Below are 24,195 nucleotides of genomic sequence, written 5' to 3' on the forward strand. Positions count from 1 at the left end.
CCGGCCCGGTCAGGACATCAGCGACGGCGGCACCGGTACGCCCAGGTGCTGCAGGAGACGGCCGAGTTTGTGGTCGAGGTCTACCGCGACCATGGTGATCTCCGGGTGGCCGTACGAGCCGAGAGTGTGGCTCGGCTGGTCGATCGTGAGGGTCGTGCCGCCCTCGTCCTGCGCGATCGCGAGATGCAGCGGGACGTACGCCAGCACCGTGGGGTCGTGCCGGAACATCCGCTCGGCGACGACGTGGTTGCCCATCAGGTACTCGACGCACTGTGCGGTGGAGCCGGCGAGACCCATCAGCGGCTGCGCGTCGAGACTCCAGAAGATGAAGAAGTCGTGCGGCGCCTGCCGACGGGCCGTCTCGACCACCTCGGACCAGTCCGCCCTCCGCTCCACCAGGGCGACGATGCTGCCGGTGTCCAACGGTGGCACGGCCGCCTCGTACCGTTGACGGAAGTCGTCGAACGGGGCGTCCACCGGGATCGTGAGCCGCCGTGCCTGGTAGTCGGTCTGCTGGGCCTGTCGGGCGACCAAAACACACCCCCTCGATCTCCGCCCCGGGTTGGGCGCGCCCGGCGCACCGGGCCCCATTTCGGCACGGTACGCCGAATCCGTAGGCATCGGTCCGGAATGTCAGTTCTGAAAGCGTTCGGCGGCAGATACTGACCGGGACGGCGAGGTGCTGCCGTTCCTCGCCGCCGACGCACCGGTCGGCGTCGGCGTCGTACCCGATCGAGCCGGGCGTGGCGAAGTCGTCCCCGCGCATCGCGGCGTCGCGGGCGGTCCGGGCCACCCGCTCGACCGGCACCGGAATCACACCGAGAGTCACCCGCCACGGCGGACGGTCACCGCGCCGATCGGCCACACATGGTCGAAGCCGCATGTTCGCATCGCTGCCGCAACCAAGACACCTGCCGTTCCCCGGGCCTCGCGAAATTGGCGCCACACACTGCCCGAAACGGAGTCACCCATGGGTCACGATCACTCTCATCACGGCCACGACCACGGCCACAGTCACGAGCACGGCCACGACCACGACCACGAGCTGTCGCCAGCGGTCGACATGGCCGTACCGGACGCGGAACTCTCGCCATCGGACCTGTCCCGGCGTGGTTTCCTGCGCAACGCCGGCCTGCTCGGTGCCGGTGCCGCCGCCGCGTCCGTGCTCGCCACCCCGGAACTGGCGCACGCGCACGGCTCGGACTCGAACGACGACCGAGACCGCACCGGCGGCTTCCAGTGGCTCGCCGGTGACCACCACATCCACACCCAGTACAGCTCGGACGCGCAGTACCGGGTGATCGACCAGGCGCGGCACGCGCAGGCGTACGGTCTGGACTGGATGGTCATCACCGACCACGGCAGCGTGGCCCACGCCAAGATCGGCGTCGACAAGGTCAACCCGGAGATCGTCGCGGCCCGCGAACAGCTCAAGGACCTGCTGATCTTCCAGGGCATGGAATGGAACATCCCCGCCGCCGAGCACGGCACCGTCTTCGTCCACCCCGGACGCAACGAGGTCGCCGTACTCAAGGAGTTCGAGAACGGCTTCGACGGCTCGGTCACCGGCACGTCCGGCCCGGGTGCGGCGAACGAGGCGCTCGCCATCGCGGGCGTCAAGTTCCTCGCCGAGGCGGTACGCAAGCGCCGCGTCGACGGTGCCCTCTTCCTCGCCAACCACCCCGCCCGTCGGGGCGTCGACTCGCCGCACGAGATCCGGGCCTGGCGCGACGCCGACCCGACCGTGGCGATCGGCATGGAGGGCGCCCCCGGTCACCAGGCCGCCGGCATCCCCGGCGGAACCGGCCGGGGCCGCGGCTACTACGAGAGCAGCCCGGGCGCCGAATCGTTCCCCGGCTACCCGCTGGAGAGCTACCGCACCTGGGGCGGCTTCGACTGGATGACCTCCACCGTCGGCGGACTCTGGGACAGCCTGCTCGCCGAGGGCAAGCCCTGGTGGATCAGCGCCAACTCCGACTCGCACGTGAACTACCTGGACACCTCCCAGCGGGGTCCGAACAGCAACTTCGACGTCGACGGCAAGCACGCCGACCCGGTACGCGGACCGCTGCTCACCGCCGCCGGTGACTACTGGCCGGGCTTCTACAGCCGTACCCACGTCGGCGCCAGCAGCGACAACTACCGCGCCGTCATGGACGGCCTGCGGGCGGGCAGGGTCTGGGTCGACCACGGCGGGCTGATCCGTGGCCTCGACGTACGGGCCCGGGTCGCCGGCGATCGGCACCGCGACTCCGGCACCCCGCTCGGCGGCGTGCTGCGGGTCCGCCGGGGCGAGCAGGTCGAGGTGACCATCGACATCGACCTCGCCACCGGTCCGAACTGGTCGCAGTTCGTGCCCACGCTCGCCCGGGTCGACGTCATCGCCGGTGCCGTCACCGGACCGGTACGCGACGGTGACACCTTCACCGCCCCGCGTACCCGGGTGGTCAAGTCGTTCGAGGTGAGCGCCAAGAACAACGGCCGGGTCTCGTTCAGCTACAACTTCGGCCGGGTCAACGAGCCGTTCTACCTGCGGCTGCGGGGCACCGACGGCAACCGGAGCGCCACCGGCCTGATGGGCGCCTCGGTCGACCCGCACGGTCCGGCGATGGACGTCGTCGGCGACGCCGACCCGTGGGCCGACCTCTGGTTCTACGCGAACCCGATCTGGGTGCTGCCGAAGTGACCCACCTGAGCGTCAGCCTCGGACACCGGGGCATCAGCCTCGGACACCGTAACGACCTCGAGGCGGAGCAGTGGCTGCGCGACGTCGTGCTGCCGCTCAGCCTGCCGGATCTGGCCGCCTGCACGCACCTCATGCGGGAGCCGTACCCGCACGTGGCGTTGAGCTTCGCCGGCACGGGACTGGACTCGGCGACGTTGCCGCCGGTGCCGCCCGAACTGCGGGACGCGGCCACGGCCGCCGCGGCCGAGCACGCCACCCGCCGCTCCGGGCGGGCGGTCTACTTCGCCGGGGTCGAACGGCTGGTGGGCACGATCACGGTCGGCGAACTGCTGGCCTGGAGCGCGATCGACCAGGTTGCCGTACTCGGCGGCGCGCCGGCGCAGCCGGAGACCCGGATCCAGACCCGGGACTTCGTCCGTCCGCAGTGGCGCAACGGTGAACTGGTGCTGACCACGCAGCCGGCCCGGGGTGGCATCCTCGTTCCCTTCGAGATGCCCGACCCCACCCCCTGCTGCGCCGACCACTGAAGGAAGGGCCCCTTCTTATCGTTTTCTGTATAGGAAGGGGCCCTTCCTAACGGCTCGACGAGCCGGGATCAGCTGCGTCGGAAGGCGTACTGGCGGGCGGGGCGGGCGCTCTGGCCCCGCCCGACCCCGCCCGACCGGCCGTTCCTGAGCGGTGGGCCGGACTTCGGCGCCACCGGTAGCGGCGCCGCCGGGGCACTGGTCTCCGGAACGTCGGCCCGAGGGATGTCGGTCACCGGAGCATCGGTCGCCCGGGTGCCGGTCGCCGGGGTGCCGGTCGCCGGCCACTCGACCGGTACGGAAAGCCCGGTCAGGTCAGGTTCCCGCCCCGGTACCGGCACCACGAACGCGGTGTCATGCTTCGGCTGCTGACCACGTCGTTTGTTCGACTTACCAGGCATCTGGGTCTCCTCTGGCAGATCTCCGCCCCGGATCGCGATCGGAACGCGGGACGGTCGGGTGAAAAACGGGAGGTGCCCGGACGGTCTGGTCCAGCGGTCGTTCCCCGCGGCGGTCACCTGGGTCGTGACGGCCCTGTCGGTCTCGTGCCGGTCGGATGCGATGGTGACCCGGTAACGGTGATCACGAGAGCTGGGGGAAGGCGTGGACGTCCGGAACACGGGGCCCACGGCGGAACGCGGGTAGGCCGGCACGGTGCACGGGGACGTCAGTAACGCATGGGAGCACGTTAACCCCGCGTCCCACCCGGCGCATCCGATTTATGCCGGCCCCGCCTCGCCCCTGGAGCGGTGCCGATCACGGTGGTTCCGGGCCAGTGTTGGTGCGACCATCAACAGCATGCTGATCGCGTTTTCGGTGAGCCCGCTCGGTGGCGGGGAGTCCGTGGGTGATGCCGTGGCCGAGGCCATCCGGGTGGTCCGGGAGTCCGGGCTGCCGAACGAGACCAACGCCATGTTCACCCTGGTCGAAGGCGAATGGGACGAGGTGATGGCGGTGGTGAAGCGGGCTGTCGACGTACTCGCCGCGCAGGCGCCCCGGGTGAGCCTGGTCCTCAAGGCGGACATCCGGGCCGGGGTCACCGACGCGATGACGGCGAAGGTGGCGCACATCGAGGCCCGCCTGGCCGAGCAGTGACCGCCCGCGCCGCGCCCACCGGCCAGGATCCGCCCACGGATCAGGATCCGTTCACCGGTCCGGCCACATCCACCGGTCCGGACATGCCGGCGCCCCGGCTGCTGATGTGGGACATCGACGGGACCCTGGTGCACACCGGCGGGGTCGCGAAACTCGCGTACGCCGAGGCGTTCACCGCCCTGACCGGCGTGGCCTGGCGGCGGATGCCCGACACGGCGGGGCGGACCGACCGGGACCTGGCCGCCGAGGCGTTCACCACACACGGGCTCAGCGACTACGAGCCGTACCTGGAGGAGTTCTTCCTCCGCTACGCCGCCGCGTTCACCGCCCGCCGGCATCTGATCCCCGAACAGGGAAGGGTCCTGCCCGGGGTCGCCGGGGTACTCGCCGGTCTGGTCGGTCACGCACACGTGACCCAGACCCTGGTGACCGGCAACATCCCGGCCGTGGCGGTGGAGAAGCTGGCCGCCCTCGGTCTCGGCACCGGTCTCGACCTCGACATCGGCGGTTACGGCCGGCACGACACCGTACGCGCGGCGCTGGTCAGACAGTGCCGCGAGCGGGCCGAGGCCAAGTACGGCCGCCACTTCGCGCCCGCCGACATCCTGGTCATCGGCGACACCGTGCACGACGTGGTGGGTGCGCTGGCCAACGGGGTCACCGCGGTCGGCGTCGCCAGTGGCCGCACCGGTGTCGCCGAGCTCGCGGCTGCCGGTGCGCAGATCGTGCTCACCGACCTGGCCGACGTGGAACCGGTGGTGCGCCTGCTCGCCGGCACCGACCGGGCAGCCGTCGCGAGCCGGGCAGTCGACACCGACCGGGCAGCCGTCGCGAGCCGGGCAGTCGGCACCGACCGGGCAGCCGTCGCGGGTCGGGCAGTCGGCTTCGGCGGCTGACCCGTACTCCGCTAGCGGCTCCGGGCGGCGAGTTCGTCGACCGTGTCGGCGATCTCCTGGAAGGCGTCGTGCCGGGCGTACTCGGCCTGCAGTTCGCGGGCCCGGTCGCGATAGCGGGGCTCGGTCAGCACCGCGTCGACAGCCGCCCGGATGTCGGCCTCGGTCGGCCGCTGGGTGGCGAGGTTGATCGCGGCGCCGCTCCAGGCCACCCGGGCGGTGCCCTCGCGCTTGTCCTCGCTCTGTCCCGCCAGCACCATCGGTACGCCGTGGCTGAGTGCCTGCTGCATCCCGCCGTACCCGCCGTTGGTCACCAGCAGGTCGGTGTGGCGCAGCAGTTCGTCGAAGGGGATGAACTCCGCCAGCCGCGCGTTCGCCGGCATCCCGGTCAGCCTCGCCGGTCGGCCCAGCGTCGCGACGACCAGGGCGTCGACCCCGGCCAACGCGCGCAGCGTGGGCTCGATCAGCTCGCTGAAGTCACGGTTCGCGGCGGTTCCCTGGGTCACCGCGATCACCCGTCGGGCGGCGGCCACCTCCCCCCACCAGGGCGGCAACGGTACGGTGCTGCCGGCGTGCGTGGGCAGCGTGCCGATGTACCGCAGGCTCTTCGGCGCGTCGCTGCGCGGGTACTCGACCGACGCGATGGAGAGCTGGAGGAAGTAGTCCGACTGCAGTACCGCACTGTCCATCACGAAGGGCAGGTCGCCTTCGGCGCCGAGAGCGCGCCACATCCGTTCGACGTACCGCTGGATGTTGCCGTAGTAGGTCTCCTGCCGGCGCCGGTTCGCCACCCGGTTGCGTTCCCGCCCCTCGGGTGAGCTGTCCGGCGGCAGGCCGGTGCCGTACGGGGCGGTGTCCACGCTGGTGAGCGTGAGCGGGGTGACGCCGATGCCGATCAGGCCGGCCGGCTCGCGCCCCGGTACGCCCAGCCGGGTCATCCGGGGGCCGCCGAACCCGGTTTCGGCGATCACCACGACCGGCTCGTCCCCTGCCTCGGCCAGCAGTTCCTGGACTGCTCGGTGCTGGTCGGCGGAGGGATCGAGGAAGAGCCGGCGGAACGCGAAGTTCGGCTCGTCCGGACCGGAGGGCGCGCCCGCCTCGACGTACATCTCGGCGAATCGCGACAGGTCGTAGTCGGCGAGGCCGGGCAGTGCCACGAACCGGGCACCGGTCCGCTCGACCGGATCGCGGAACTGTGACCCGGTCAGCACGGTCACCGGGTAACCGCGCTGGACCAGGTTCTCGGCGATCGCCCGCATGGGCGCGAAGTGCCCGGCGATGGGGGACGCGCCAACGATCACTCGTACCATGACGACCTTTGTAGTCGGTTGACGCACGATCCGCCCGCACGGGTGCCGGGCGTCACCGAGCCGGCCGACGTCGCCGGCCGGCTTTCCGCGGGTCGGGCTAGCTGGTGGCGAGTTGCGGTGCGACCGGGTTCGGCAGGGCGCCGCCGAAGCGGCGGTCGCGCTGCGCGTACAGCTCACAGGCGTACCAGAGGTGCCGGCGGTCGAAGTCCGGCCAGAGCACGTCCAGGTAGATGAGCTCGGCGTACGCGCTCTGCCAGAGCAGGAAGTTGGAGGTCCGCTGCTCGCCGGAGGGGCGCAGGAAGAGGTCGACCTCGGGCACCTCGGGGTGGTAGAGGTACCGGGCGACCATCTTCTCGTTGACCTTGGACGGGTCGATCTTGCCAGCGGCGACGTCGCGGGCGATGGCGGCGGCGGCGTCGGCGATCTCGGCCTGCCCGCCGTAGTTGACGCAGAACTGGAGCGTCAGTTTGGTGTTGCCCTCGGACATCTCCTCTGCGGTCTGCAGCTCGGAGATCACGCTTTTCCAGAGTCGGCCGGCCCGACCGGACCAGACCACCCGCACACCAAGGTCGACCAACTGGTCCCGGCGCCGCCGGATGACGTCCCGGTTGAAGCCCATCAGGAAGCGCACCTCCTCCGGTGACCGCCGCCAGTTCTCGGTGGAGAAGGCGTACGCGGAGAGGTAGGGGATGCCCATCTCGATCGCGCCCTCGATGGTGTCGAAGAGGGAGAACTCCCCGGCCTCGTGCCCCTTGGTACGGGGCAGCCCGCGCTCCTTGGCCCACCGACCGTTGCCGTCCATCACCACCGCCACGTGCTTGGGCACGGCGCCGGCGGGCAGGGCCGGTGGCCGTGCGCCGGAAGGGTGCGGTGTCGGCTCGATCGGCTGCCGACGGGCCCGGCGGGACATGGAACGGATCACGGTGTTCTCCCCCTGTTCCGACCTGGAGCCTGCTCCCCCGGCCGGTCTTCCGATCAGTCTGACCCGCCCCGACCCTCGACGTCGGCTCGGCGAGCCTGGTCAGGGCGGTGGGGCTGGTCACCACGGTCGGGTCGATCGTCTCGATCAACCAACGGCAGCGAGCGTAACGCGCGTTCGAGATGCCACTGCAGGTGCGCCGCGACCAGGCCGCTGCACTCCCGCCGGTGCCCGACCTCGGCGGCGTCGGCCACCCGCCAGTCCCCCGAGCTGAGGGCGGACATCAGGTCGATGGTGGCCGGTGCCGGGTGGGCCGCGCCGGGTGGTCGGCAGTCCGGGCAGACACAACCCCCGGCCGGTACGGAGAATGCCCGGTGTTGTCCGGGTGTGCCGCAGACGGCGCAGGCGACCAGGGCCGGCGCCCAGCCGGCCAGTGCCATGCCGCGCAGCAGGTAGGCGTCGAGTACCAGGCTGCTGGCGTGGCTCCCCTCGGCCAGTGCGCGGAGCGCGCCGAGGGTGAGTTGGAACAGCCGCAGCGACGGTTCACGTTCGACCGGGGTGAGTCGCTCGGCGGTCTCCGCGATGGCGCTGGCGGTGGTGTAACGGGGGTAGTCCTCCAGGAACCGCCGCCCGTACAGGTCGATTCCCTCGACCTGGCTCACCGTGTGCAGCGGACTGCCGAGGTTGCCCTCCGGGTCGCCGGCGAGCTGGAGGTCGACGTGGCCGAACGGCTCCAGCCGGGCGCCGAAGCGGGAGGTGGTCCGGCGTACTCCACGGGCGACCGCCCGCAACCGGCCGTGTCGCCGGGTCAGCAGGGTGATGATCCGGTCGGATTCGCCGAGTTTCTGCACCCGCAGGACCACCGCGTCGTCGCGGTAGAACTGTCTGCGGTATCCGGCCATCCACCCATTCTCTCCTGCCCCCGGTCGACCGCCGCGCACCCGGGTACGGGCGCCTCGGCCGGCCGCGCCGGGGCGGTACCGGGCAGGGCGACCCTGAGCCGGTATCAGGGTCTTTCTCCGGGGCGAATGCGTGGCTCGTCCCTGATGCCCGGCTGGGCGCGCGCCCCTAGCCTGAGACGCATGACCACGTTCCGAACCGTCACCGCCCTCACAGCGGGCGCGCTCACGCTGGGCTTCCTGGCCGGCTGCGGCGACATCAGCCTCGGGGAGCGGCGGCTCGACTTCGACCGGACCGAAGCCGTCAAGATCACCAAGATCACCGTGTCACCGGGCGCCGGCGACGTCGTGGTGTCGACCGGGGCGGTCGACACGGTCCAGATCAAGCGGGTGATCCGCTACCGGGGCGGCCAGCCCGACGACACGTACCGGATCGACGGGACCGAGCTGCGGATCGACACCGACTGCGGGTCGAGGTGCAGCGTCTCGTACGAGATCCTCGCGCCGGCCGGGGTTGCGGTCGGCGGGGAGAACGGTTCCGGCGACATGAGCCTCTCGGACGTGGGCGATGTCGACGTGAAGGTCGGTTCCGGTGACATCACGCTGGCCGGGGTGACCGGCACGGTCCGGGCCGAGACCGGCTCCGGCGACATCAACCTGCGCCGGGTCGAGAAGACGGCGACGGTACGCGCCGGGTCGGGCTCGGTGACCGGGGACGACCTCGGCGGTACGGTCGAGGCCACCACCGGCTCCGGCGACATCACCCTGGCGATGCGGGCGGCGGGCTCGGTGAAAGCGCAGGCGTCGAGCGGTTCGATCGGGCTGACGGTCCCCGAGGGTGCGTACCGCCTCCAGCTGCACAGCTCGTCCGGGACGACCCGTTCCGATCTCAAGGCTGATCCGGCCGCCAGCCATCTGCTCGAACTGGAGACTGGCAGCGGCGACATCACCGTCACTCCACGCTGACCGGGTCAGCGCCGGGCCCGGTCGCGGGCGACGGGCTCGGGACCGGGCCGGTCCCGGAGCCGCTGCGCTGGGCCGGAATGGACGGGTGACCGTCGGACCGGGAACTGGCCGACCGGCCCGGCGGCGACTTTGTGGTGCGGCGTGGGCCGGCGCCGGGCAGCAGCGCGGTCGGACGGCGCGCGGCCAGGTCCTCCATCCAGCCGAAGAGACCGACGGCCAACGCGACCAGGGTGGTGACCACCAGCAGCCGGACCGTGGTGCCGGTGACGTCGTGCAGACTCCATCGGGCCCGGACCATCAGCGCGGTCAGGCCGATCACGATCGGCATGTGCCAGAGGTAGATGGTCAGCGCCCGCCGGTTGAGCACCGTCACCGCACGGCTGAAGATCTCGTTGCGCTCCACCCAGGCGGCCCGGCTGGGGGCGAGGCCGAGCAGCAGCAGGGTGAAGCCGGCGGACCAGAGCCCGTTGCCGAGCCGGATGTCGTTGAGGTCGAACCCCCGGGGGCCGGGGTGGGTGAGGAACCACGCGGCTCCGGCCCCGGCCAGCGCGACGGCGACCGGGACGAGCACCCGCCGGGAGATCCGTCGGAGCAGTCCGTCGTGGTGCGCGAAACCGAGCAGCCACGCTCCGAAGTAGAGCCCGAACTCGCGTACCACCAGGGGGGCGGTGGGGAAGCCGAGTTCCACCACGACCAGGAGGACGTACGGGGCGGCGAGGGTGGGGAGCGGGTAGCGCCGGAACAGCCAGAGCGCGAGCGGTGAGGCGAGTACGAACCAGAGGTAGTCGCGCAGGTACCAGATCGCGCTCAACGCGAGCGCACCCCAGCTGTTGCTCGGCGGGTCGGCCACGGGTGCGATCCAGAACACCAGCCGCCAGCTGACCGGCAACCCGGTGAGCAGCATCGCCGGCACGAAAATCACGGCGAGTAACCAGAGCGACGGGAGGAGGCGACGGAGCCGGCGACCTACGGCCCCGTTGCCGGAACGGTCCAGGGAGGCGGCCATCAGCGATCCGGCGAGCGCGAACATCACTGACATCGCCGGGAAGGCGATGGTCAGGAACGCCCAACCAGTGGTGTGGTAGACGACAACTCGGATGATTGCCAAGAAACGGATCAGATCTACATATCTGTTTCGCATCAGCCTGCATCTAAACCGGGGCAACAGGGGTCTTACGTATGCCTACCCTGCCGGCCCGCCGTACGAACGATGCAGCGGGTGACCCCTAGGTGAACAATCCCATGGGATCGGCCTATATGCAGTGAAGATGCAATGAGGTATAAGACGCCAACGGTGCGACCCGTCGCGTACCGGCGTCAGCCGTCGTAGTCCGGGAGCACACCCAGCGGGTATGCGCAGAACTCGGCACCCAGCAGACCCGCCGTCTCCCGCTCCCCGGCCCGCTCACGGACCGTGTCGGCGTACCGCTCCGCGTCGTCACGCGGGTCGTACCCGATCCGCCGGCCCTCGGCGAGCGACCACCACCGGCGGCTGTTGCGACTGATCCCCCACAGCACCTGGAAACCGGTCGTGTCGGTCTTCAGGCAGGCGGTGACCAGCCGAGCGCAGTCGTCCGGCGAGATCCACATGTCCAGCCCGCGCAGTCCGGGTGGTTCGGGAAAACACGCCCCGAGCCGGAGCGCGAAGACGGTCATGCCGAAACGGTCGGCGTAGAGGCTGCCCAGCGACTCGACCGCGGCCTTGCTCCAGCCGTAGTAGGTGTCCGGGCGCGGAAAGGCGGCGGCCGGCACCCCGTCCGGCCCGGTCGGTGCGGGCACCCCGGGCGGATCGGGGCTACTGCCGGCCTGCCGGTAGAAACCCGCGGCGTGCACGGACGAGGCCAGCACGACCCGCGGCACACCCGCCACCCGGGCCGCTTCCAGCAGCGTACGGGTGCCGTCCACGTTGGTCCGGAGGAGCTTCTCCCAGCTCTCCTCGCCGGCGATGGCGGCCAGGTGCACGATGGCGTCCACACCGGCACAGGCCGCCGTGAGCGACTCCGGATCGGCCAGGTCGGCACGGATCAACCGGGCCGCCTCGCCCCGGGCGGGCGGCTCCTGGTCGGCCAGATCGAGCAACCGGAGCGTACGTCCCGGCGCGGCCAGCCGTGGTCGCAGCAACCGACCTATCCGACCGGCCGACCCGGTGATGAGCAGTTCCCCCGCCACGCCGGCCTCCCCGCCGCCGCTGGAGTCAGAAACCGAGCTTGCGTAGCTGCCTCGGGTCCCGCTGCCAATCCTTCGCGACCCGCACGTGCAGGTCAAGGTAGACCCGGCTGCCGAGCAGCTCCTCGATCTGCTGCCGGGCCCGGGTGCCGACGTCCTTCAGCCGGCTGGCCTGGTGACCGATCACGATCGCCTTCTGGCTGGGACGCTCGACGTAGACGTCGGCGTAGATCCGGATGAGCTGGTCCTCGGGGATCATCTCCTCGACCACCACCGCGATGGAGTGCGGCAGTTCGTCACGGACCCCTTCCAGCGCCGCCTCCCGGATCAGCTCGGCGACCAGCACCTGCTCGGGCTCGTCGGTGAGCATGTCGTCCGGATAGAGCTGCGGCGACGGCGGCAGGTAACCGGTCATCACGTCGACCAGGGTGTCGACCTGGTGCCCGGAGACCGCGCTGACCGGCACGACGGCGGCGAACTCGCCCATCTCGTTGACCGCGAGCAACTGCTCGGCCAGCCGCTTCTTGTCCACCAGGTCGGTCTTGGTCACCACCGCGACGACCTTGGCCTTCAGCTCGGCCAGTTCGCCGGTGATGAACCGGTCACCGCGCCCGACGGGTTCGTTCGCCGGCACGCAGAGGCCGATCACGTCGACCTCGCTCCAGGTCGACCGGACCAGGTCGTTGAGACGCTCGCCGAGCAGCGTACGGGGCCGGTGCAGACCGGGCGTGTCGACCAGGACGAGCTGCGCCTCCGGCCGGTGCAGGACGGCCCGGATCACGTGCCGGGTGGTCTGCGGCTTGCTGGAGGTGATCGCGATCTTCTGGCCCACGATCGCGTTGGTCAGGGTCGACTTGCCGGCATTGGGCCGCCCGACGAAGCAGGCGAAGCCCGCCCGGTACGGCTCGGTGCCGGTCCCGCCCACCCGCGAACCGCCACGTGCGGCCGGCGTCCGGGTGCTCATTCGACCACCGTGCCGAGCACGGTGCCGTTCGGGGCGGCCACGTGGATCGGCGCGTCGGCGGCGAGGTCCCGTACGGCCGCGTGCCCGGCGCCGTCCAACGTCGAGGCCTCGGTCACCACGGCCGCCGCCTCCAGGCGGGTGGCACCGGCGGCCGCCGCCGAGGCGACCGCCAACTGGAGCGCGGTGAGCGCCAGCGAGGGCAGGGCGACGCTGGCCGCCGCGTACGTCCGACCGTCCTGGTCCCGTACCGCGGCCCCCTCCACCGCGCCGACCCGGGCACGTGCGCCTCGGGCCAGGACGACCAGTTTGGTGTCCTCGGCGCTCAGTTCGGTGGGCGCGGCGGCCGAACCGGTCGGCCCGGCCGCAACGGCGGCGGGTACGGCGGACAACTCAGGCATCTGCGGGTTGCCTCTCCTCGGATCGCTCTTGCTTCTGTTTCTTGCCCGGCCTGGCGGTCGCGCCCGGCTCGGTGTTCCGGTCCAGCTCGGTGCTTCCGCGCTGGTCGGCATTCTTGCGCTGGTCGGCGTTCTTGCGTTGGTCGGCGTTCTTGCGTTGGTCGGCGTTCTTGCGTTGGTCGGCGTTCTTGCGTTGGTCGGCGTTCTTGCGTTGGTCGGCGCCCTCCGAGCGCCCCGTCCGATCGCCCTTGGCGCCGATGTCGACCCGGCTGACCAGCACCGAGTCGATCCGGTTACGTCGACCGGTGGTCCCCTCGGCGATCAGCCGTAGCCCGCCGAGTTCGGCGGCGGCACCCGGGATCGGCACCCGGCCCAGTGCCTGGGCGAGCAGGCCGCCCACCGTCTCCACCTCATCGGCGGGGAGTTCCACGTCGAAGATCTCACCGAGGTCCTCGACCGGCAGCCGGGCGGTGACCCGTACGTCGCCGTCGTCGAGGCGCTCCACCGGCGGCCGCTCGACATCGTACTCGTCGGTTATCTCGCCGACGATCTCCTCGAGGATGTCCTCGATCGTGACCAGACCACCGGTGCCGCCGTACTCGTCCACCACGATGACCAGGTGGGTACGGGCCGCCTGCATCTCGGAGAGCAGGTCGTCGACGGGCTTCGACTCCGGTACGAAGGTCGCCTCGCGCATCAACTCGGAGACCGGCAGCTCCTCGGCGGCGACTTCGTCGCCCTGGGTCCGCCGGATCAGGTCCTTCAGGTAGAGCACACCGAGCACGTCGTCCACGCTCTCGCCGATCACCGGAATCCGGGAGAACCCGGATCGGAGGAAGAGCAGCAGCGCCTGGGACGGCTTCTTGTGTGCCTCGATCCACACCATCTCGGTCCGGGGCACCATCACCTCGCGGGCGATGGTGTCGCCGAGGGCGAAGACCGAGTGGATCATCTGGCGCTCGCCGTGCTCGACCACCCCCCGCTGTTCGGCCAGGTCGACGAGCTCACGCAACTCGACCTGGGTGGCGAACGGGCCCTCACGGAAGCCCCGGCCGGGGGTCACCGCGTTACCGATCAGGATCAGCAGCGAGGCGAGCGGATTCAGCGCCCGGCCCAGCCAACGGACCGCCGGGGCGCTCGCCCGGCCGACCGCGTACGCGTGCTGCCGGCCGATGGTGCGCGGCGCGACGCCGACCACCACGAAGCTGACCACGGTCATCGCACCGGCGGTGACCAGCGCCGCCCGCCAACCCGCGCCGAAGGTGTCCACCGCGACCAGCGCGACCAGGGTGGTCGCGGTCAGTTCGCAGAGGAGCCGCAGCAGCAGCAACAGGTTGAGGTGGCGGACCGCGTCGGCGGCGACGATCTGGAGCGTACGGGCGCCCCGGGCGCCGTCCCGGGCCAGCTCCCCGGCGCGGGCCGGGGAGACGGCGGCGAGCGCGGCCTCGGTCATGGCGAAGAGGCCGGCGAGCACCACCAGGGCGGCGCCGAAGAAGATGAGTTGCAGATCGGGCAGGCCGGCGGCGGTGGCACCGGCGGCGGCTAAGTGGTCGGGCATCACTGCGCCCGCGCTGCTCGCCAACCGGCGAGGAGCTTGGCCTGTAGCGCGAACATCTCGCGCTCCTCCTCCGGCTCCGCGTGGTCGTAACCGAGCAGGTGCAGCACCCCGTGCACGGTCAGCAGGTGCAGTTCGTCGGCGGCGGCGTGACCGGCGGTCGCCGCCTGCTTCGCGGCCACCTCCGGGCAGAGCACGATGTCGCCGAGCAGCGCCGGCTCACCGCCGCTGACCTCGCCGGGGCCGTGGTCGACGCTGCCCTCGTCCATCGGGAAGGCGAGTACGTCCGTCGGTCCGTCCCCACCCATCCAGCGGTGGTTCAACTCGGCCATGTACTCGATGTCGACGAGCAGCACCGACAGCTCGGCGAGGGGGTTGACCCCCATCTCGTCGAGGGCGTAGCGGGCGACGGCGAGCACCGCGTCGGTATCAACCTCGGCGCCCGACTCGTTGGCGATCTCGATGGACAACTGTTTCCCCTGCTGCTCTCTTGGTCTGGTGCTCTAGCGGCGCCGGCTGGCGCGGCCACCGTGTGCGGTCCGGTCAGGTACGGCGTGCACGCCCTGGCCCTGCTGCGCCTCCCGCTCGGCGTCCCACCGGGCGTAGGCGTCGACGATGTCGCTGACCAGTCGGTGACGTACGACGTCCGAGCTGGCGAGCTGGGCGAAGTGCACATCCTCCACGCCGGCGAGGATGTCGCGTACCACCCGCAGGCCGCTGGTGGTCCCGCCGGGCAGGTCGACCTGGGTGATGTCGCCGGTGACCACGATCCGGGAACCGAAGCCGAGCCGGGTGAGGAACATCTTCATCTGCTCGGGCGTGGTGTTCTGCGCCTCGTCGAGGATGATGAAGGCGTCGTTCAGGGTGCGCCCCCGCATGTACGCCAGCGGCGCGACCTCGATCGTCCCGCCCTGCATCAGCTTCGGGATCGACTCCGGGTCGAGCATGTCGTGCAGGGCGTCGTAGAGCGGGCGCAGGTACGGGTCGATCTTCTCGTAGAGGGTGCCGGGCAGGAAGCCGAGCCGCTCCCCGGCCTCGACCGCCGGCCGGGTCAGGATGATCCGGTTGACCTGCTTGGCCTGGAGCGCCTGGACGGCCTTCGCCATCGCCAGGTACGTCTTACCGGTGCCGGCGGGGCCGATGCCGAAGACGATGGTGTGCCCGTCGATCGAGTCGACGTAGCGCTTCTGGCCCAGCGTCTTGGGACGGATGGTGCGCCCGCGCCGGGAAAGGATGTTGAGGGTCAGGACCTCGGCGGGCCGCTCGGTGCTGCCCTGTTCGAGCATGCCGACGGTGCGCCGAACGGCGTCGACGGTCAGCGTCTCACCCTTCTCGATCAGCTCCAGCAGCTCGGTGAAGAGCCGCTCGGCGAGCGCGTTGTCGGCCGGGGCGCCGGTGATGGTGATCTCGTTGCCCCGGACATGCACGTCACTGTTGATCGAGCGCTCGACCAGGCGGAGAACCTCGTCGCCCGGCCCGAGCAGGTTAACCATGATCTGCGAGTCAGGAACGGTGATCCTGGTCTGCACCCGGGCCTGCCCGGGAGGTGGGGTACCGGTCATAGGTCGGGCCCGGCGGGCCCCACGACACCTGCTCTCGATTTCCTGGCCGCGCCACGTAGGCGCAGCGTGCGGACGACTTTTCCCATCGTATCTGCTCAACGCCGGGAGCACGCCGTCCATTTCCCCACCTGACGCGAGAGCTGTCACCCGCGCCGCGAACCAACCCACCGGCGTAAGGAAGGGCCCCTTGTTATCGCATTCCGTTGTACAAGGGGCCCTTCCTAACCAGCCTGGTCGATGGCGCGGAAGTCGAACCCGTCGAAGGTCTCCTGGGTCCGGGTGAACCGGTAGGTGGCCCAGTGCATCCGTACCACTGCGCCCCGCTCGTCCCGGGTCAGCCGGAGCAGCTCCCCCGCCTCCCGACCGGAGACCGTACGGAGCACGTCCGGCTGGTCGGGCAGGGGGGTGAAGACCGACGGCGGCCGGCTGACCGGGGCGCCCGCCCCTCGGGCCTGGAGCACGCCGTCGTGCCAGCTGAAGACGTACTCGTAGCCCTCGCCCCACCAGCGCCCGAGCATCTCCCGGTAACGCTCCGGGGCCGGCTCGCCGGGCGTCCAGGCGACGATCTCGGCCGGGTCGTCGGCGACCGCGGCGTCGAGGAGCAGGTGGGGCAGTTCGAGGATCGCGCTGGCGGTGCCCGAGGAGGCGAGTACGGCGGCGCCCATCGCGCCGGGCGTACCGGGGCCGCCCCGGCGGCCGTAGACGGCGGCGAGGAACCCGGGCATGGCGCCGTCGTGCCCGACGTGCATCACCCGCTGGGGCGCGCCGGTCTCCGGGTCCGGACGCGGCACCAGGATCAGCCCGAGGCCGAACCCGCCGCTCCAGAGGGTCTCGTCGGTGACCGTGAGCGGCCAGCGCATCTCGTCGAGCGTGCCCGGCCGGAGTACGGCACCGGCCGGGTCGACCGCCGCCGGATCGGCCAGGAAGGCGGCCCAGCGGGCCATGTCCGGCGCGGTGCTCCAGAGCTGTGCGGCCGGGCCCACCCCGCCGAAGTCGGTGGCCGGTTCGGCGTGGGCGTGGTCGGAGTAGGTGTCGACCAGGAAGCCGGTGGCGGCCTCGGGGCCCGGGACCGGCGCGGTCGCGGTCAGTCCGAGCGGGTTCAGCACCCGGTCGGCGAGCACCTCACCCCAGCTACCTCCGCGCAGCCGGGCGACCGCCTGGCCGAGCAGGGCGAAACCGAGGTTGGAGTAGTGGTAGCGGCGTCCCGGTGGCAGGACCCGCTCGGCCCGGTCCAGCTCGCCCAGAAGTTGATCCACTCCGGGGGCGCGCAGGGTGTCCCAGACGTCGCCGTACGGCTCGCGTTGCAGTCCGGCGGTGTGGGAGAGGAGCCGGCGTACGGTCAGCTCGCGGTGTGCCGGCAGGTCGAGGTGCGCCCCGATCGGGTCGTCGAGGTCGAGCAGCCCCTCGTCGCGGGCCTGCAACACGAGTACGGCGGTGAGGGTCTTGGTCACCGAGCCGATCCGGAACCGGGTCGGCGGACCGAGCGGGGTGTCGTTGCCGGTGTCACCGACCGTGAGCGTCCAGAGCGGACGGTCGGCCCGGTGCAGCGCCACCGAGAGCGCGGGCACGCGGGCCTCCGCCTGCACCTGCCGGGTCATCCGTGCCAGCCGGTGTCCCACCTCGGTCATGTCCGCCCTCCTCCACCGCGTCACCAAGATCACCTGATCCTACCGGCGCCCACCCCGGCAGCCGCCGCCGCGTTCATGCACCCGGGTAGCATCGAATCGGCCTCCCGTTACCGAGAGTAGTTTTCTCCCTTATCGAACTTTTCGTACGACTTCCACATCTCGCACCCGGGAAGTGCCGTGCGATCAGAGGAGACGGGTGTGATCTCGACCCTGGAGTCCGATTCCGAACTGGCGCTGGCCGCCCAGTCCGGCGACGCGACCGCACTGGGCGTACTGGTGTCCCGACACCAGGCCGGCATGCAGGCGGTGGCGTTGAGCCTGCTCGGGTACGGCCCCGACGCCGAGGACGCGGTCCAGGACGCGGTCCTGACCGCCCTGGGCCGGATCAATGACCTGCGCGACCCGGCCGCGGTCGGGCCGTGGCTGCGGGCGATCGTACGCAACAACGCCCGGATGCGGCTGCGCCAGTCCCGTACGGTCCCGGTCGGTGACGTGGAGGCGCTCGCCCTGCCGGCCACCGATCCCACTCCGGAGGAGTTGCTGGACGGCCGGTCGATGCAGGACTGGGTGTGGCACGCCATCGGCGAGTTGTCCGAACCCGTCCGATTGGTGACGCTGTTGCGCTATTTCAGCGGCGCGTCGTCCTACGAGCAGATCGCGGCGCTCTGCGGCGTGCCGGTGGGAACCGTCCGGAGCCGGCTGAGCCAGGCCAGAAGCAAGCTCACCACGGCGCTTCAGGAGACGGCGAGCAAGGCCCACGACGACGCCGCCGCGCAGGCCGCCGCCCGCCGCCGCGAGGCCGAGCAGGGGCTGGCGACGGCGTACCGGGGCCGGTTCTCCGATTTCGTACGCGAGACCTGGTGGTCCGACGCCGAGTTCGTCACCCCCGACGGGCAGGTGGCCGGTGGGCCGGACTTCGCGGTCTGGGGCATGAACAAGGACCTGAACGACGGCGTACGGCAACGGATCGCCAACGTCGTCACGAGCGGAAACGTGATGATCTGGGAAGCAGACCTGATCAGCCCGCCGGACAACCCGACGCACTGCCCACCGTCGGCCATCTGGCTGCACACCCTGCGCGAGGGACGAACCGCCCGAATGCGCCTTTACCACCCTGAACCGGCCCGGTTGTCCAGCACGATGTGATGCCTCTCTCAACATCACCTCGACCGCTCACCGAACTTTCCGCCCGCCACGTCATCACGTAGACGTCAGCTCAGGCCCGCCTACGTCAGGCCACGGTTTCAGGAGAGTTCCGATGAGTTCCCACACCACCGACGCGCTCGCCGCCGGCACCCATGTTTTCGACGTCGACGGCGTGTCGCAGGTCTACCACGTCGCCGGCACCGGACCGGTCTGTGTGGTCCACTCCGGCGGCCCCGGGATCGAGTGGACCTACCTGCGCATGCCGACGCTCGAAGTGCACCTGACCATGGTCTACCTGGAACCGGTCGGCACCGGCGCGTCCGGTCGCCTGGCCGACGCCCGGCAGTACCACCTCGACACGTACACCCGGTTCCTGAACGCGGTCGTCGAACACCTCGGCCAGCCGAAGGTGCTCCTGCTCGGGCACTCGCACGGCGGATTCGTCGTCCAGCGCTACGCGCTGGCCTACCCGGAGCGGGTCGCCGGCCTGCTCCTGTACGACACCTCGCCGGTCACCGGTCCGGAGTTCTGGGGCGACGCGATGGCGAACGTCCAGCGCTTCGTCGAGCGGCACCCCGACCGCCCGGAGGCCGCCGACATCCCGAAGGCGTTCCAGGAGAACCCGACCGAGCCGAACGACGACTTCGTCACCGCCAAGCTGCAGCGGATCCTGCCGGTGTACTTCGCCGACTACTGGGGCAACGAGAGCGAGCTGGCGCCGATGCGGGCCGCCGTACGCGGCTGGCTCGGCCCGCAGCTCGGCGAGGAGCCGACGCCGTTCGACGTACGCGACCAGCTCGGCTCGATCACCGCACCGACCCTGATCCTGGTCGGCATGCACGACTTCATCTGCGGCACCCGCTGGGCCACCATGCTGCACGACGGCATCCCCGGCTCGCAGCTGCACATGTTCGACAAGAGCGGGCACTTCGGCCACCTGGAGCAGACCGAGGAGTTCACCGAAACGGTCGTCAAGTTCGTCTCCTGACCCCGCACCCGGCCGGGGTACGGCGGCGTCCCACTGGCGCCCCGCGTACCCCGGCCGGTTCGTGTGTCAGCGGCCCGGCGGGGCCGGGGTCGGGGTCAGCCGGCGAGCATCGGGCCGAGCGGGGCCCCGCCGAGCACGTGCGCGTGCGCGTGGAAGACCTCCTGCCCACCCCACGGCCCGGTGTTGAAGATCAACCGGAAGCCGTCCAGGCTCAGCCCCTCCTGCTCGGCGACCGTCGCCGCGGTCTCCATCACCGCACCCGTCAACTCCGGGTCGGCCTGCGCCATCGTCACCACGTCCACGAAGTGCTCCTTCGGGATCACCAGGACGTGCACCGGCGCCTTCGGCGAGATGTCACGGAAGGCGAGCGTCGTATCGGTCTCCCGGACCACCGTCGCCGGGATCTCGCCGGCCACGATCCGGCAGAACAAGCAGTCAGTCTCCACCCACCGGATGCTATGCCCCGGGAGGATGATGGTGCGCGTGACAGGACGAGCGGTACTGGTGACCGGGGCATCCCGGGGAGTCGGACGGGCGGTCGCGACCGCATTCGCCAACAGTGGGGACCGGGTGGCGATCCACCACCGGGAGTCCGCCCCACTGGCCGAACAGCTCGCCGCCGCGCTGCCCGGCAACGGACACGTCGTGGTCCAGGCCGACCTCACCGACCCCGAAGCGGTACGCCGGATGGTGGACGAGGCCGCGGAGCGGCTCGGCGGACTCGACGTACTGGTCAACAACGCCGGCCAGTCGACCCCGCACCCGATCACCGACACCAGCTACGAACAGTGGCAACAGCACTGGCGCCAGACCATCGACCTCAACCTGATCGGCGCGGCGAACGTCACCTGGTGCGCGGTGACGCACCTGCGCGCCAGGGGCGGGGGCCGGATCGTCAACGTCTCCTCCCGGGGCGCCTTCCGGGGCGAGCCGAACCACCCCGCGTACGGAGCCAGCAAGGCCGGGCTGAACTCGATGGGCCAGTCGCTGGCGGTGGCGCTCGCGCCGTACGGCATCGCGGTCGCCACCGTCGCACCCGGCTTCGTCGAACCCGACCTGACCAACGAGCACATCAAGGTGCCCCGGGACGAGGCGATGCGGGCGCAGAGCCCCTTCAACCGGGTGGCCCGCCCGGAGGAGATCGCCGCCGCCGTGCACTGGCTCGCCTCACCCGAGGCGGAGTGGGCCTCCGGCACCGTCCTCGACCTCAACGGCGCCTCCTACCTGCGTACCTGAGCTGTACGCGGTCAGAGGGACCGGCGGGCGACGCGTACCCAGCTCTCTTCCCTCGGCTGTCCCTCGCGGGTCCACTCCATGAACCGGCGGTGCAGCAGCCCGGCGGGCGTTCCCGGCAGGTCCTGCATCGCCATCACCAGGTACGAGCTGAGGTAGAGCGACAGCGACACCGGGGCGTCGACGTACGCCGCCCGTAACTCCTGCTGTCGGGTACGGCAGGGCCAGGGCAGCCCGCACCCGGCGCAGTTCCAGATCGGCATGACCGGTCCGTGGTTGCTCACGCGTCCTCCCCTGGCCAGTGGCCTCGGTTGATCGGAATCCGGTGTCTCGCCCGACACGGCAGGTCGGACCCGCAGCGGCAGACGTACCGCCACCTGGCCCACGACCACACCGGACGGTGCCTTCGGGCCAGGGTCAGCGCGACCGCGCTCAGGTACTCGTCGTACGTCACGCGCCTGTTCACCGCGCCTCCCTCGGTTGGAAGCGCAACGGCCGGGCCCTTCCGGAGCACCGACCGCCACCCCCCGGCACATCCATAGTGGCCGCATCGTATGATGCGACGCAAGCCCCCAGAATCGTCAGCGCTCAGAGTTAGGGCAGGTGGCCTCGGATAAGGGACGATCACAAGATGGCTCGCTTCACTCCCGCAACTCCTCGCAGCCGGCGACTCGGCCGGGAGCTTCGACGGCTGCGCGATGCCGCCAAGCTGACCCTTGAACAGGCAGGCAAGAGCGTCGACAGCTCTGGATCTCGCATCCAGCGGATCGAGTCCGGGGACATCAAGGTCAGGCCAGGCGACGTGATGGAACTGCTCGTTGCGTACGGCGTGGCGATCGACAGCGAGCCAGGGAGTTCACTTCTTGCGATGGCCCGTGACCTGCGCGAGCCTGGCTGGTGGCAGCGACTCGACTCGCTGTCGTCGCGGTACGCGACCATGATCGCGTACGAGGAAGAAGCGTCGGAGATCTTCAACTTCGAGCCGGTACTGATCCCTGGACTGCTGCAGACCGAGGCGTACGCGCGGGCAGTGATCAGCGTCGGCCAGGAGACCAATGACGAGGTGATCGCACAGCGGGTATCAGCTCGGATGACGCGTCAGGCGATCCTGAGTCGCAAGGACAACCGCCCAAAACTCGACGTGGCGATATCCGAGGCGGCCCTGATGGTGGAGGTCGGGGGTGTGGAAGTGATGGCTGAACAGCTCGACCACCTGGCAAAAAGTGCCGCCCGGCCGAACATCACCGTTCGCGTCTTACGGTTTGCCGCTGGCGCACACATGGCCAACCACGGCGGATTCCTGATCCTGGGCTTGAACGAAGATCCGCCACTCGGCTACATCGACACGTTGGCCGGCGCGCTGTTCCTGGAGTCGCGCAACGAAACTGACCGACTCAGGCTTGTGTACGACCACCTCAAAGAACTGGCGATGTCCCCGGCAGAGTCAGTGAGTTTCATCAAGGAGAGATCTCATGCAATGGCGTAAGTCCACCCGGTCGAACAGCGACGGGAACTGTGTCGAGGTGGCCACACCGTCCGGCGTTGTCATGGTGCGCGACAGCAAGGACAAGACCGGCCCGGTGCTGGCGTTCAGCGCTGACGCATGGACGGCGTTCACCCAGGGCATCAAGACCGACGCGTGACGTGTGCCAGGCGGGCAACGCACCACTATCCCGCCTGAGTAGGCGTCGGACCTTCTCGCGTAGCCGGCCGGCGTACAGGCGTGGCCTGTGTGTTCGAGACCGGTACCTGAGACCGACACGAGGGATATATGGCTACAGGTCAGAAGAGTTTCCACCTCGCTGACATAGAGGCGTTGTTTGGACGCATGACGCGCGGCGATCTCGTGGCGCGAGCCGAGGTAGAGCAACGTCTACCTGAACTCCTCTCGCTGGCCGACGGCGGCGATGCCGACGCACAGGCACTGGCTGGCGGCCTGTTTCTGGAGCACATGCGTCAACCGGCCGAGGCACGCCGATACTTCGAGTCTGCCGCCGACCAAGGTCATCCCGCTGGAAGCCGAGGTCTCGCCGTCATGCTTCTCAACGGCATCGGTGGTGAGCGGGACATCAAACGTGCAACCTCGTTGCTCACCCACGCGATGGAGGAGGGCGACAGTCACGCCGCCTTCAACCTGGGAGTGCTGTTCCGTACAGGCAAGCTGGTCCCACCCAACGACAGCTATGCCAAACAGATGTTCCAGCGGGCGGCCGAACTCGGGTTGGGCGCCGGAGCCGCAGTACTCGCGGAGTACCTCACCGCCGACGGGGCGCACGAGTTGGCCCGGGAGTGGAACCTACGGGGTGCCGAGGGTGGCTCCGTGATCGCGATGTATGCGCTGGCACAAGCGTGCCGAGACGGTGTGGGCGGGCCGATCGACCCGGTGCAGGCGGTGCGGTGGTTCCTGCGGATGCTGGACTGGGGGGACATCCGTGGGCTTCAGGACGCTATAGAGACCTCCTCGCTCATGTCCACGGACGAAATCAACCAGGCTGCCCGTCTCGCTGGGCGACCTGATGAGGCCCCTACTTTGATTCAGCGAGCACGCCCCACCAACTCCAATCGTCACTGATCGAAAATTGTTATCCGGCCAGGCCTGGCTGCGGGTCGAGAGTCGCCGGGAGCCGCAGCGCCGACCAGCGCGGATCAGGACGGAAGTCGGTGTAGGTGCCGTCGAAGGGAAAATCGCCGGCCATGATCAGCTTGGTGAGCCGTTCCCCCTCGGCACGGACGGCGTCGGCCGTAGCTCTGTCGAAGTAGAGCGGATTTCCGATGCGCCCGTCGAACTCGTCGACGTCCTTCCACTCCCACAGCCGGTCCGAGGTCACGACGATGTCGAGGACGAGGTCATCGGTCTCCACCCCGTCGGGTTGCCGCCGGTAGGGCGTTTCGAGGTTGACGTACCAGCCAGTGAAGGCCCCATCGCGGAAGAACCACCACACCGAGTAGGCGGCCTGCGGCGGCATGAGGACCAGAATGTCGTACGTCTGCCAGGTCAGGACCGTCAGCTTCGGGTCGCGCATCTGATCGATGGTGATCTCGTGCTGGGTCTTGCCGTCCCCATCGACAAGCCGGGCGAAGTCACTGCCGGCGGGATGCCAGAGCAGCAGACCGTCCTCGTTGTCGGCGATGACGCGCATCGGCTGCACCCACGTACACCACCGCCCGCGCAGATAGCGACGGTCGATGATCTTCCCCGGCTCGAACAGCACCACAGAACCGTAGCCCGCCTCCCGGGCGGCGGCACGGGTGACGCTTGAGTCCCC

The 24,195-nt window shown here is 70.2% G+C and carries 26 protein-coding genes and 1 pseudogene; 11 read left to right on the forward strand and 16 right to left on the reverse strand.

The window, feature by feature from the left end; genetic code table 11:
* Positions 1–9: 9 nt before the first annotated feature.
* Complete coding sequence (locus BDK92_RS09790; RefSeq protein WP_121156428.1) at positions 10–534, reverse strand: DUF302 domain-containing protein; 525 nt, start codon at positions 532–534, stop codon at positions 10–12.
* A gap of 436 nt (positions 535–970) precedes the next feature.
* On the opposite strand from BDK92_RS09790, the gene BDK92_RS09795 reads away from it, so the two are divergent.
* Both BDK92_RS09795 and BDK92_RS09800 read left to right on the forward strand, forming a co-directional pair.
* A complete protein-coding gene (locus BDK92_RS09795; protein ID WP_121156429.1) occupies positions 971–2,686 on the forward strand; it encodes a PHP domain-containing protein in 1,716 nt (571 codons plus the stop codon).
* Positions 2,683–3,213 carry a hypothetical protein gene (locus BDK92_RS09800; RefSeq protein WP_246016932.1) on the forward strand — a complete coding sequence of 177 codons (531 nt, stop codon included), beginning with the start codon at positions 2,683–2,685 and terminating at the stop codon, positions 3,211–3,213. Before BDK92_RS09795 ends, BDK92_RS09800 begins: the two co-directional genes overlap by 4 nt.
* Positions 3,214–3,281: 68 nt before the next feature.
* On the opposite strand, the gene BDK92_RS38365 is transcribed toward BDK92_RS09800, so the two are convergent.
* Entirely contained in the window at positions 3,282–3,611 is a 330-nt protein-coding gene (locus BDK92_RS38365) for a hypothetical protein (RefSeq protein WP_147456951.1), read from the reverse strand.
* 397 nt (positions 3,612–4,008) lie between these two features.
* Between BDK92_RS38365 and BDK92_RS09810 the strand changes: the two genes are divergently transcribed.
* The gene (locus tag BDK92_RS09810) at positions 4,009–4,305 is read left to right on the forward strand and encodes an MTH1187 family thiamine-binding protein (RefSeq protein WP_121156431.1); all 297 of its coding nucleotides are present in this window, start codon (positions 4,009–4,011) and stop codon (positions 4,303–4,305) included.
* Between the two features lie 83 nt (positions 4,306–4,388).
* Positions 4,389–5,201, forward strand: a complete 813-nt coding sequence (locus tag BDK92_RS09815; protein ID WP_246016933.1) for an HAD family hydrolase — start codon at positions 4,389–4,391, stop codon at positions 5,199–5,201.
* 11 nt (positions 5,202–5,212) lie between these two features.
* On the opposite strand, the gene BDK92_RS09820 is transcribed toward BDK92_RS09815, so the two are convergent.
* From BDK92_RS09820 to recO, 3 genes are all read right to left on the reverse strand, one after another.
* Complete coding sequence (locus tag BDK92_RS09820; protein WP_121156432.1) at positions 5,213–6,508, reverse strand: nucleotide disphospho-sugar-binding domain-containing protein; 1,296 nt, start codon at positions 6,506–6,508, stop codon at positions 5,213–5,215.
* 97 nt (positions 6,509–6,605) lie between these two features.
* On the reverse strand, positions 6,606–7,418 hold the full coding sequence (locus BDK92_RS09825; RefSeq protein ID WP_211349592.1) for an isoprenyl transferase: 813 nt from the start codon (positions 7,416–7,418) through the stop codon (positions 6,606–6,608).
* 65 nt (positions 7,419–7,483) lie between these two features.
* A complete protein-coding gene (gene recO, locus BDK92_RS09830; protein WP_246016934.1) occupies positions 7,484–8,329 on the reverse strand; it encodes a DNA repair protein RecO in 846 nt (281 codons plus the stop codon).
* Positions 8,330–8,509: 180 nt separating this feature from the next.
* Between recO and BDK92_RS09835 the strand changes: the two genes are divergently transcribed.
* Entirely contained in the window at positions 8,510–9,292 is a 783-nt protein-coding gene (locus BDK92_RS09835; RefSeq protein WP_170208537.1) for a DUF4097 family beta strand repeat-containing protein, read from the forward strand.
* On the opposite strand, the gene BDK92_RS09840 is transcribed toward BDK92_RS09835, so the two are convergent.
* The 8 genes and pseudogenes from BDK92_RS09840 to BDK92_RS09875 all read right to left on the reverse strand — a co-directional run bounded on the left by BDK92_RS09840 (position 9,279) and on the right by BDK92_RS09875 (position 17,562).
* The gene (locus BDK92_RS09840) at positions 9,279–10,433 is read right to left on the reverse strand and encodes an acyltransferase family protein (RefSeq protein ID WP_121156435.1); all 1,155 of its coding nucleotides are present in this window, start codon (positions 10,431–10,433) and stop codon (positions 9,279–9,281) included. The two genes, BDK92_RS09835 and BDK92_RS09840, sit on opposite strands and share 14 nt — an antisense overlap.
* A 176-nt stretch (positions 10,434–10,609) precedes the next feature.
* Positions 10,610–11,461, reverse strand: a complete 852-nt coding sequence (locus BDK92_RS09845) for an NAD-dependent epimerase/dehydratase family protein (RefSeq protein ID WP_211349167.1) — start codon at positions 11,459–11,461, stop codon at positions 10,610–10,612.
* Between the two features lie 25 nt (positions 11,462–11,486).
* Entirely contained in the window at positions 11,487–12,422 is a 936-nt protein-coding gene (gene era, locus BDK92_RS09850) for a GTPase Era (RefSeq protein WP_121156436.1), read from the reverse strand.
* Complete coding sequence (locus BDK92_RS09855) at positions 12,419–12,820, reverse strand: cytidine deaminase (RefSeq protein WP_246016935.1); 402 nt, start codon at positions 12,818–12,820, stop codon at positions 12,419–12,421. The genes era and BDK92_RS09855 overlap by 4 nt, the downstream gene beginning before the upstream one ends.
* A 157-nt stretch (positions 12,821–12,977) precedes the next feature.
* A pseudogene (locus tag BDK92_RS09860) lies at positions 12,978–14,375 on the reverse strand (hemolysin family protein); the annotation flags it as partial.
* Positions 14,375–14,842 carry an rRNA maturation RNase YbeY gene (gene ybeY / locus BDK92_RS09865; protein WP_121156439.1) on the reverse strand — a complete coding sequence of 156 codons (468 nt, stop codon included), beginning with the start codon at positions 14,840–14,842 and terminating at the stop codon, positions 14,375–14,377. The gene ybeY and the pseudogene BDK92_RS09860, both read right to left, overlap by 1 nt.
* A 33-nt stretch (positions 14,843–14,875) precedes the next feature.
* Positions 14,876–15,934: a PhoH family protein gene (locus BDK92_RS09870; protein WP_121156440.1), complete on the reverse strand. Its 1,059-nt coding sequence runs from the start codon at positions 15,932–15,934 to the stop codon at positions 14,876–14,878.
* A gap of 221 nt (positions 15,935–16,155) precedes the next feature.
* Complete coding sequence (locus BDK92_RS09875; RefSeq protein WP_121156441.1) at positions 16,156–17,562, reverse strand: serine hydrolase domain-containing protein; 1,407 nt, start codon at positions 17,560–17,562, stop codon at positions 16,156–16,158.
* A gap of 198 nt (positions 17,563–17,760) precedes the next feature.
* Here BDK92_RS09875 and BDK92_RS09880 point away from each other — a divergent pair, with 198 nt between their 5' ends.
* On the forward strand, positions 17,761–18,708 hold the full coding sequence (locus tag BDK92_RS09880; RefSeq protein ID WP_246016936.1) for an RNA polymerase sigma factor: 948 nt from the start codon (positions 17,761–17,763) through the stop codon (positions 18,706–18,708).
* A 112-nt stretch (positions 18,709–18,820) separates the two neighbouring features.
* The gene (locus tag BDK92_RS09885) at positions 18,821–19,696 is read left to right on the forward strand and encodes an alpha/beta fold hydrolase (RefSeq protein WP_121156443.1); all 876 of its coding nucleotides are present in this window, start codon (positions 18,821–18,823) and stop codon (positions 19,694–19,696) included.
* 95 nt (positions 19,697–19,791) lie between these two features.
* On the opposite strand, the gene BDK92_RS09890 is transcribed toward BDK92_RS09885, so the two are convergent.
* On the reverse strand, positions 19,792–20,142 hold the full coding sequence (locus BDK92_RS09890) for a histidine triad nucleotide-binding protein (protein WP_121156444.1): 351 nt from the start codon (positions 20,140–20,142) through the stop codon (positions 19,792–19,794).
* Positions 20,143–20,170: 28 nt separating this feature from the next.
* On the opposite strand from BDK92_RS09890, the gene BDK92_RS09895 reads away from it, so the two are divergent.
* A complete protein-coding gene (locus BDK92_RS09895) occupies positions 20,171–20,932 on the forward strand; it encodes an SDR family NAD(P)-dependent oxidoreductase (protein WP_211349168.1) in 762 nt (253 codons plus the stop codon).
* A gap of 11 nt (positions 20,933–20,943) precedes the next feature.
* Here BDK92_RS09895 and BDK92_RS09900 read toward each other — a convergent pair whose 3' ends face one another.
* The gene (locus BDK92_RS09900; protein WP_121156445.1) at positions 20,944–21,213 is read right to left on the reverse strand and encodes a hypothetical protein; all 270 of its coding nucleotides are present in this window, start codon (positions 21,211–21,213) and stop codon (positions 20,944–20,946) included.
* A gap of 347 nt (positions 21,214–21,560) precedes the next feature.
* Here BDK92_RS09900 and BDK92_RS09910 point away from each other — a divergent pair, with 347 nt between their 5' ends.
* The 3 genes from BDK92_RS09910 (at position 21,561) to BDK92_RS09920 (ending at position 23,501) form a co-directional block, all read left to right on the forward strand.
* Positions 21,561–22,415 (forward strand): helix-turn-helix domain-containing protein, encoded by an 855-nt coding sequence (locus tag BDK92_RS09910; protein WP_121156447.1) that lies wholly within the window; start codon positions 21,561–21,563, stop codon positions 22,413–22,415.
* On the forward strand, positions 22,402–22,572 hold the full coding sequence (locus BDK92_RS09915; protein WP_121156448.1) for a DUF397 domain-containing protein: 171 nt from the start codon (positions 22,402–22,404) through the stop codon (positions 22,570–22,572). The genes BDK92_RS09910 and BDK92_RS09915 overlap by 14 nt, the downstream gene beginning before the upstream one ends.
* 128 nt (positions 22,573–22,700) lie before the next feature.
* Entirely contained in the window at positions 22,701–23,501 is an 801-nt protein-coding gene (locus BDK92_RS09920) for a tetratricopeptide repeat protein (RefSeq protein ID WP_121156449.1), read from the forward strand.
* Positions 23,502–23,511: 10 nt separating this feature from the next.
* Here BDK92_RS09920 and BDK92_RS09925 read toward each other — a convergent pair whose 3' ends face one another.
* Positions 23,512–24,141 carry a ribonuclease FAU-1 family protein gene (locus BDK92_RS09925; RefSeq protein ID WP_121161905.1) on the reverse strand — a complete coding sequence of 210 codons (630 nt, stop codon included), beginning with the start codon at positions 24,139–24,141 and terminating at the stop codon, positions 23,512–23,514.
* Positions 24,142–24,195: the final 54 nt, after the last annotated feature.

The organism is Micromonospora pisi (assembly GCF_003633685.1).
In the GTDB taxonomy this organism is placed as follows: domain Bacteria; phylum Actinomycetota; class Actinomycetes; order Mycobacteriales; family Micromonosporaceae; genus Micromonospora_G; species Micromonospora_G pisi.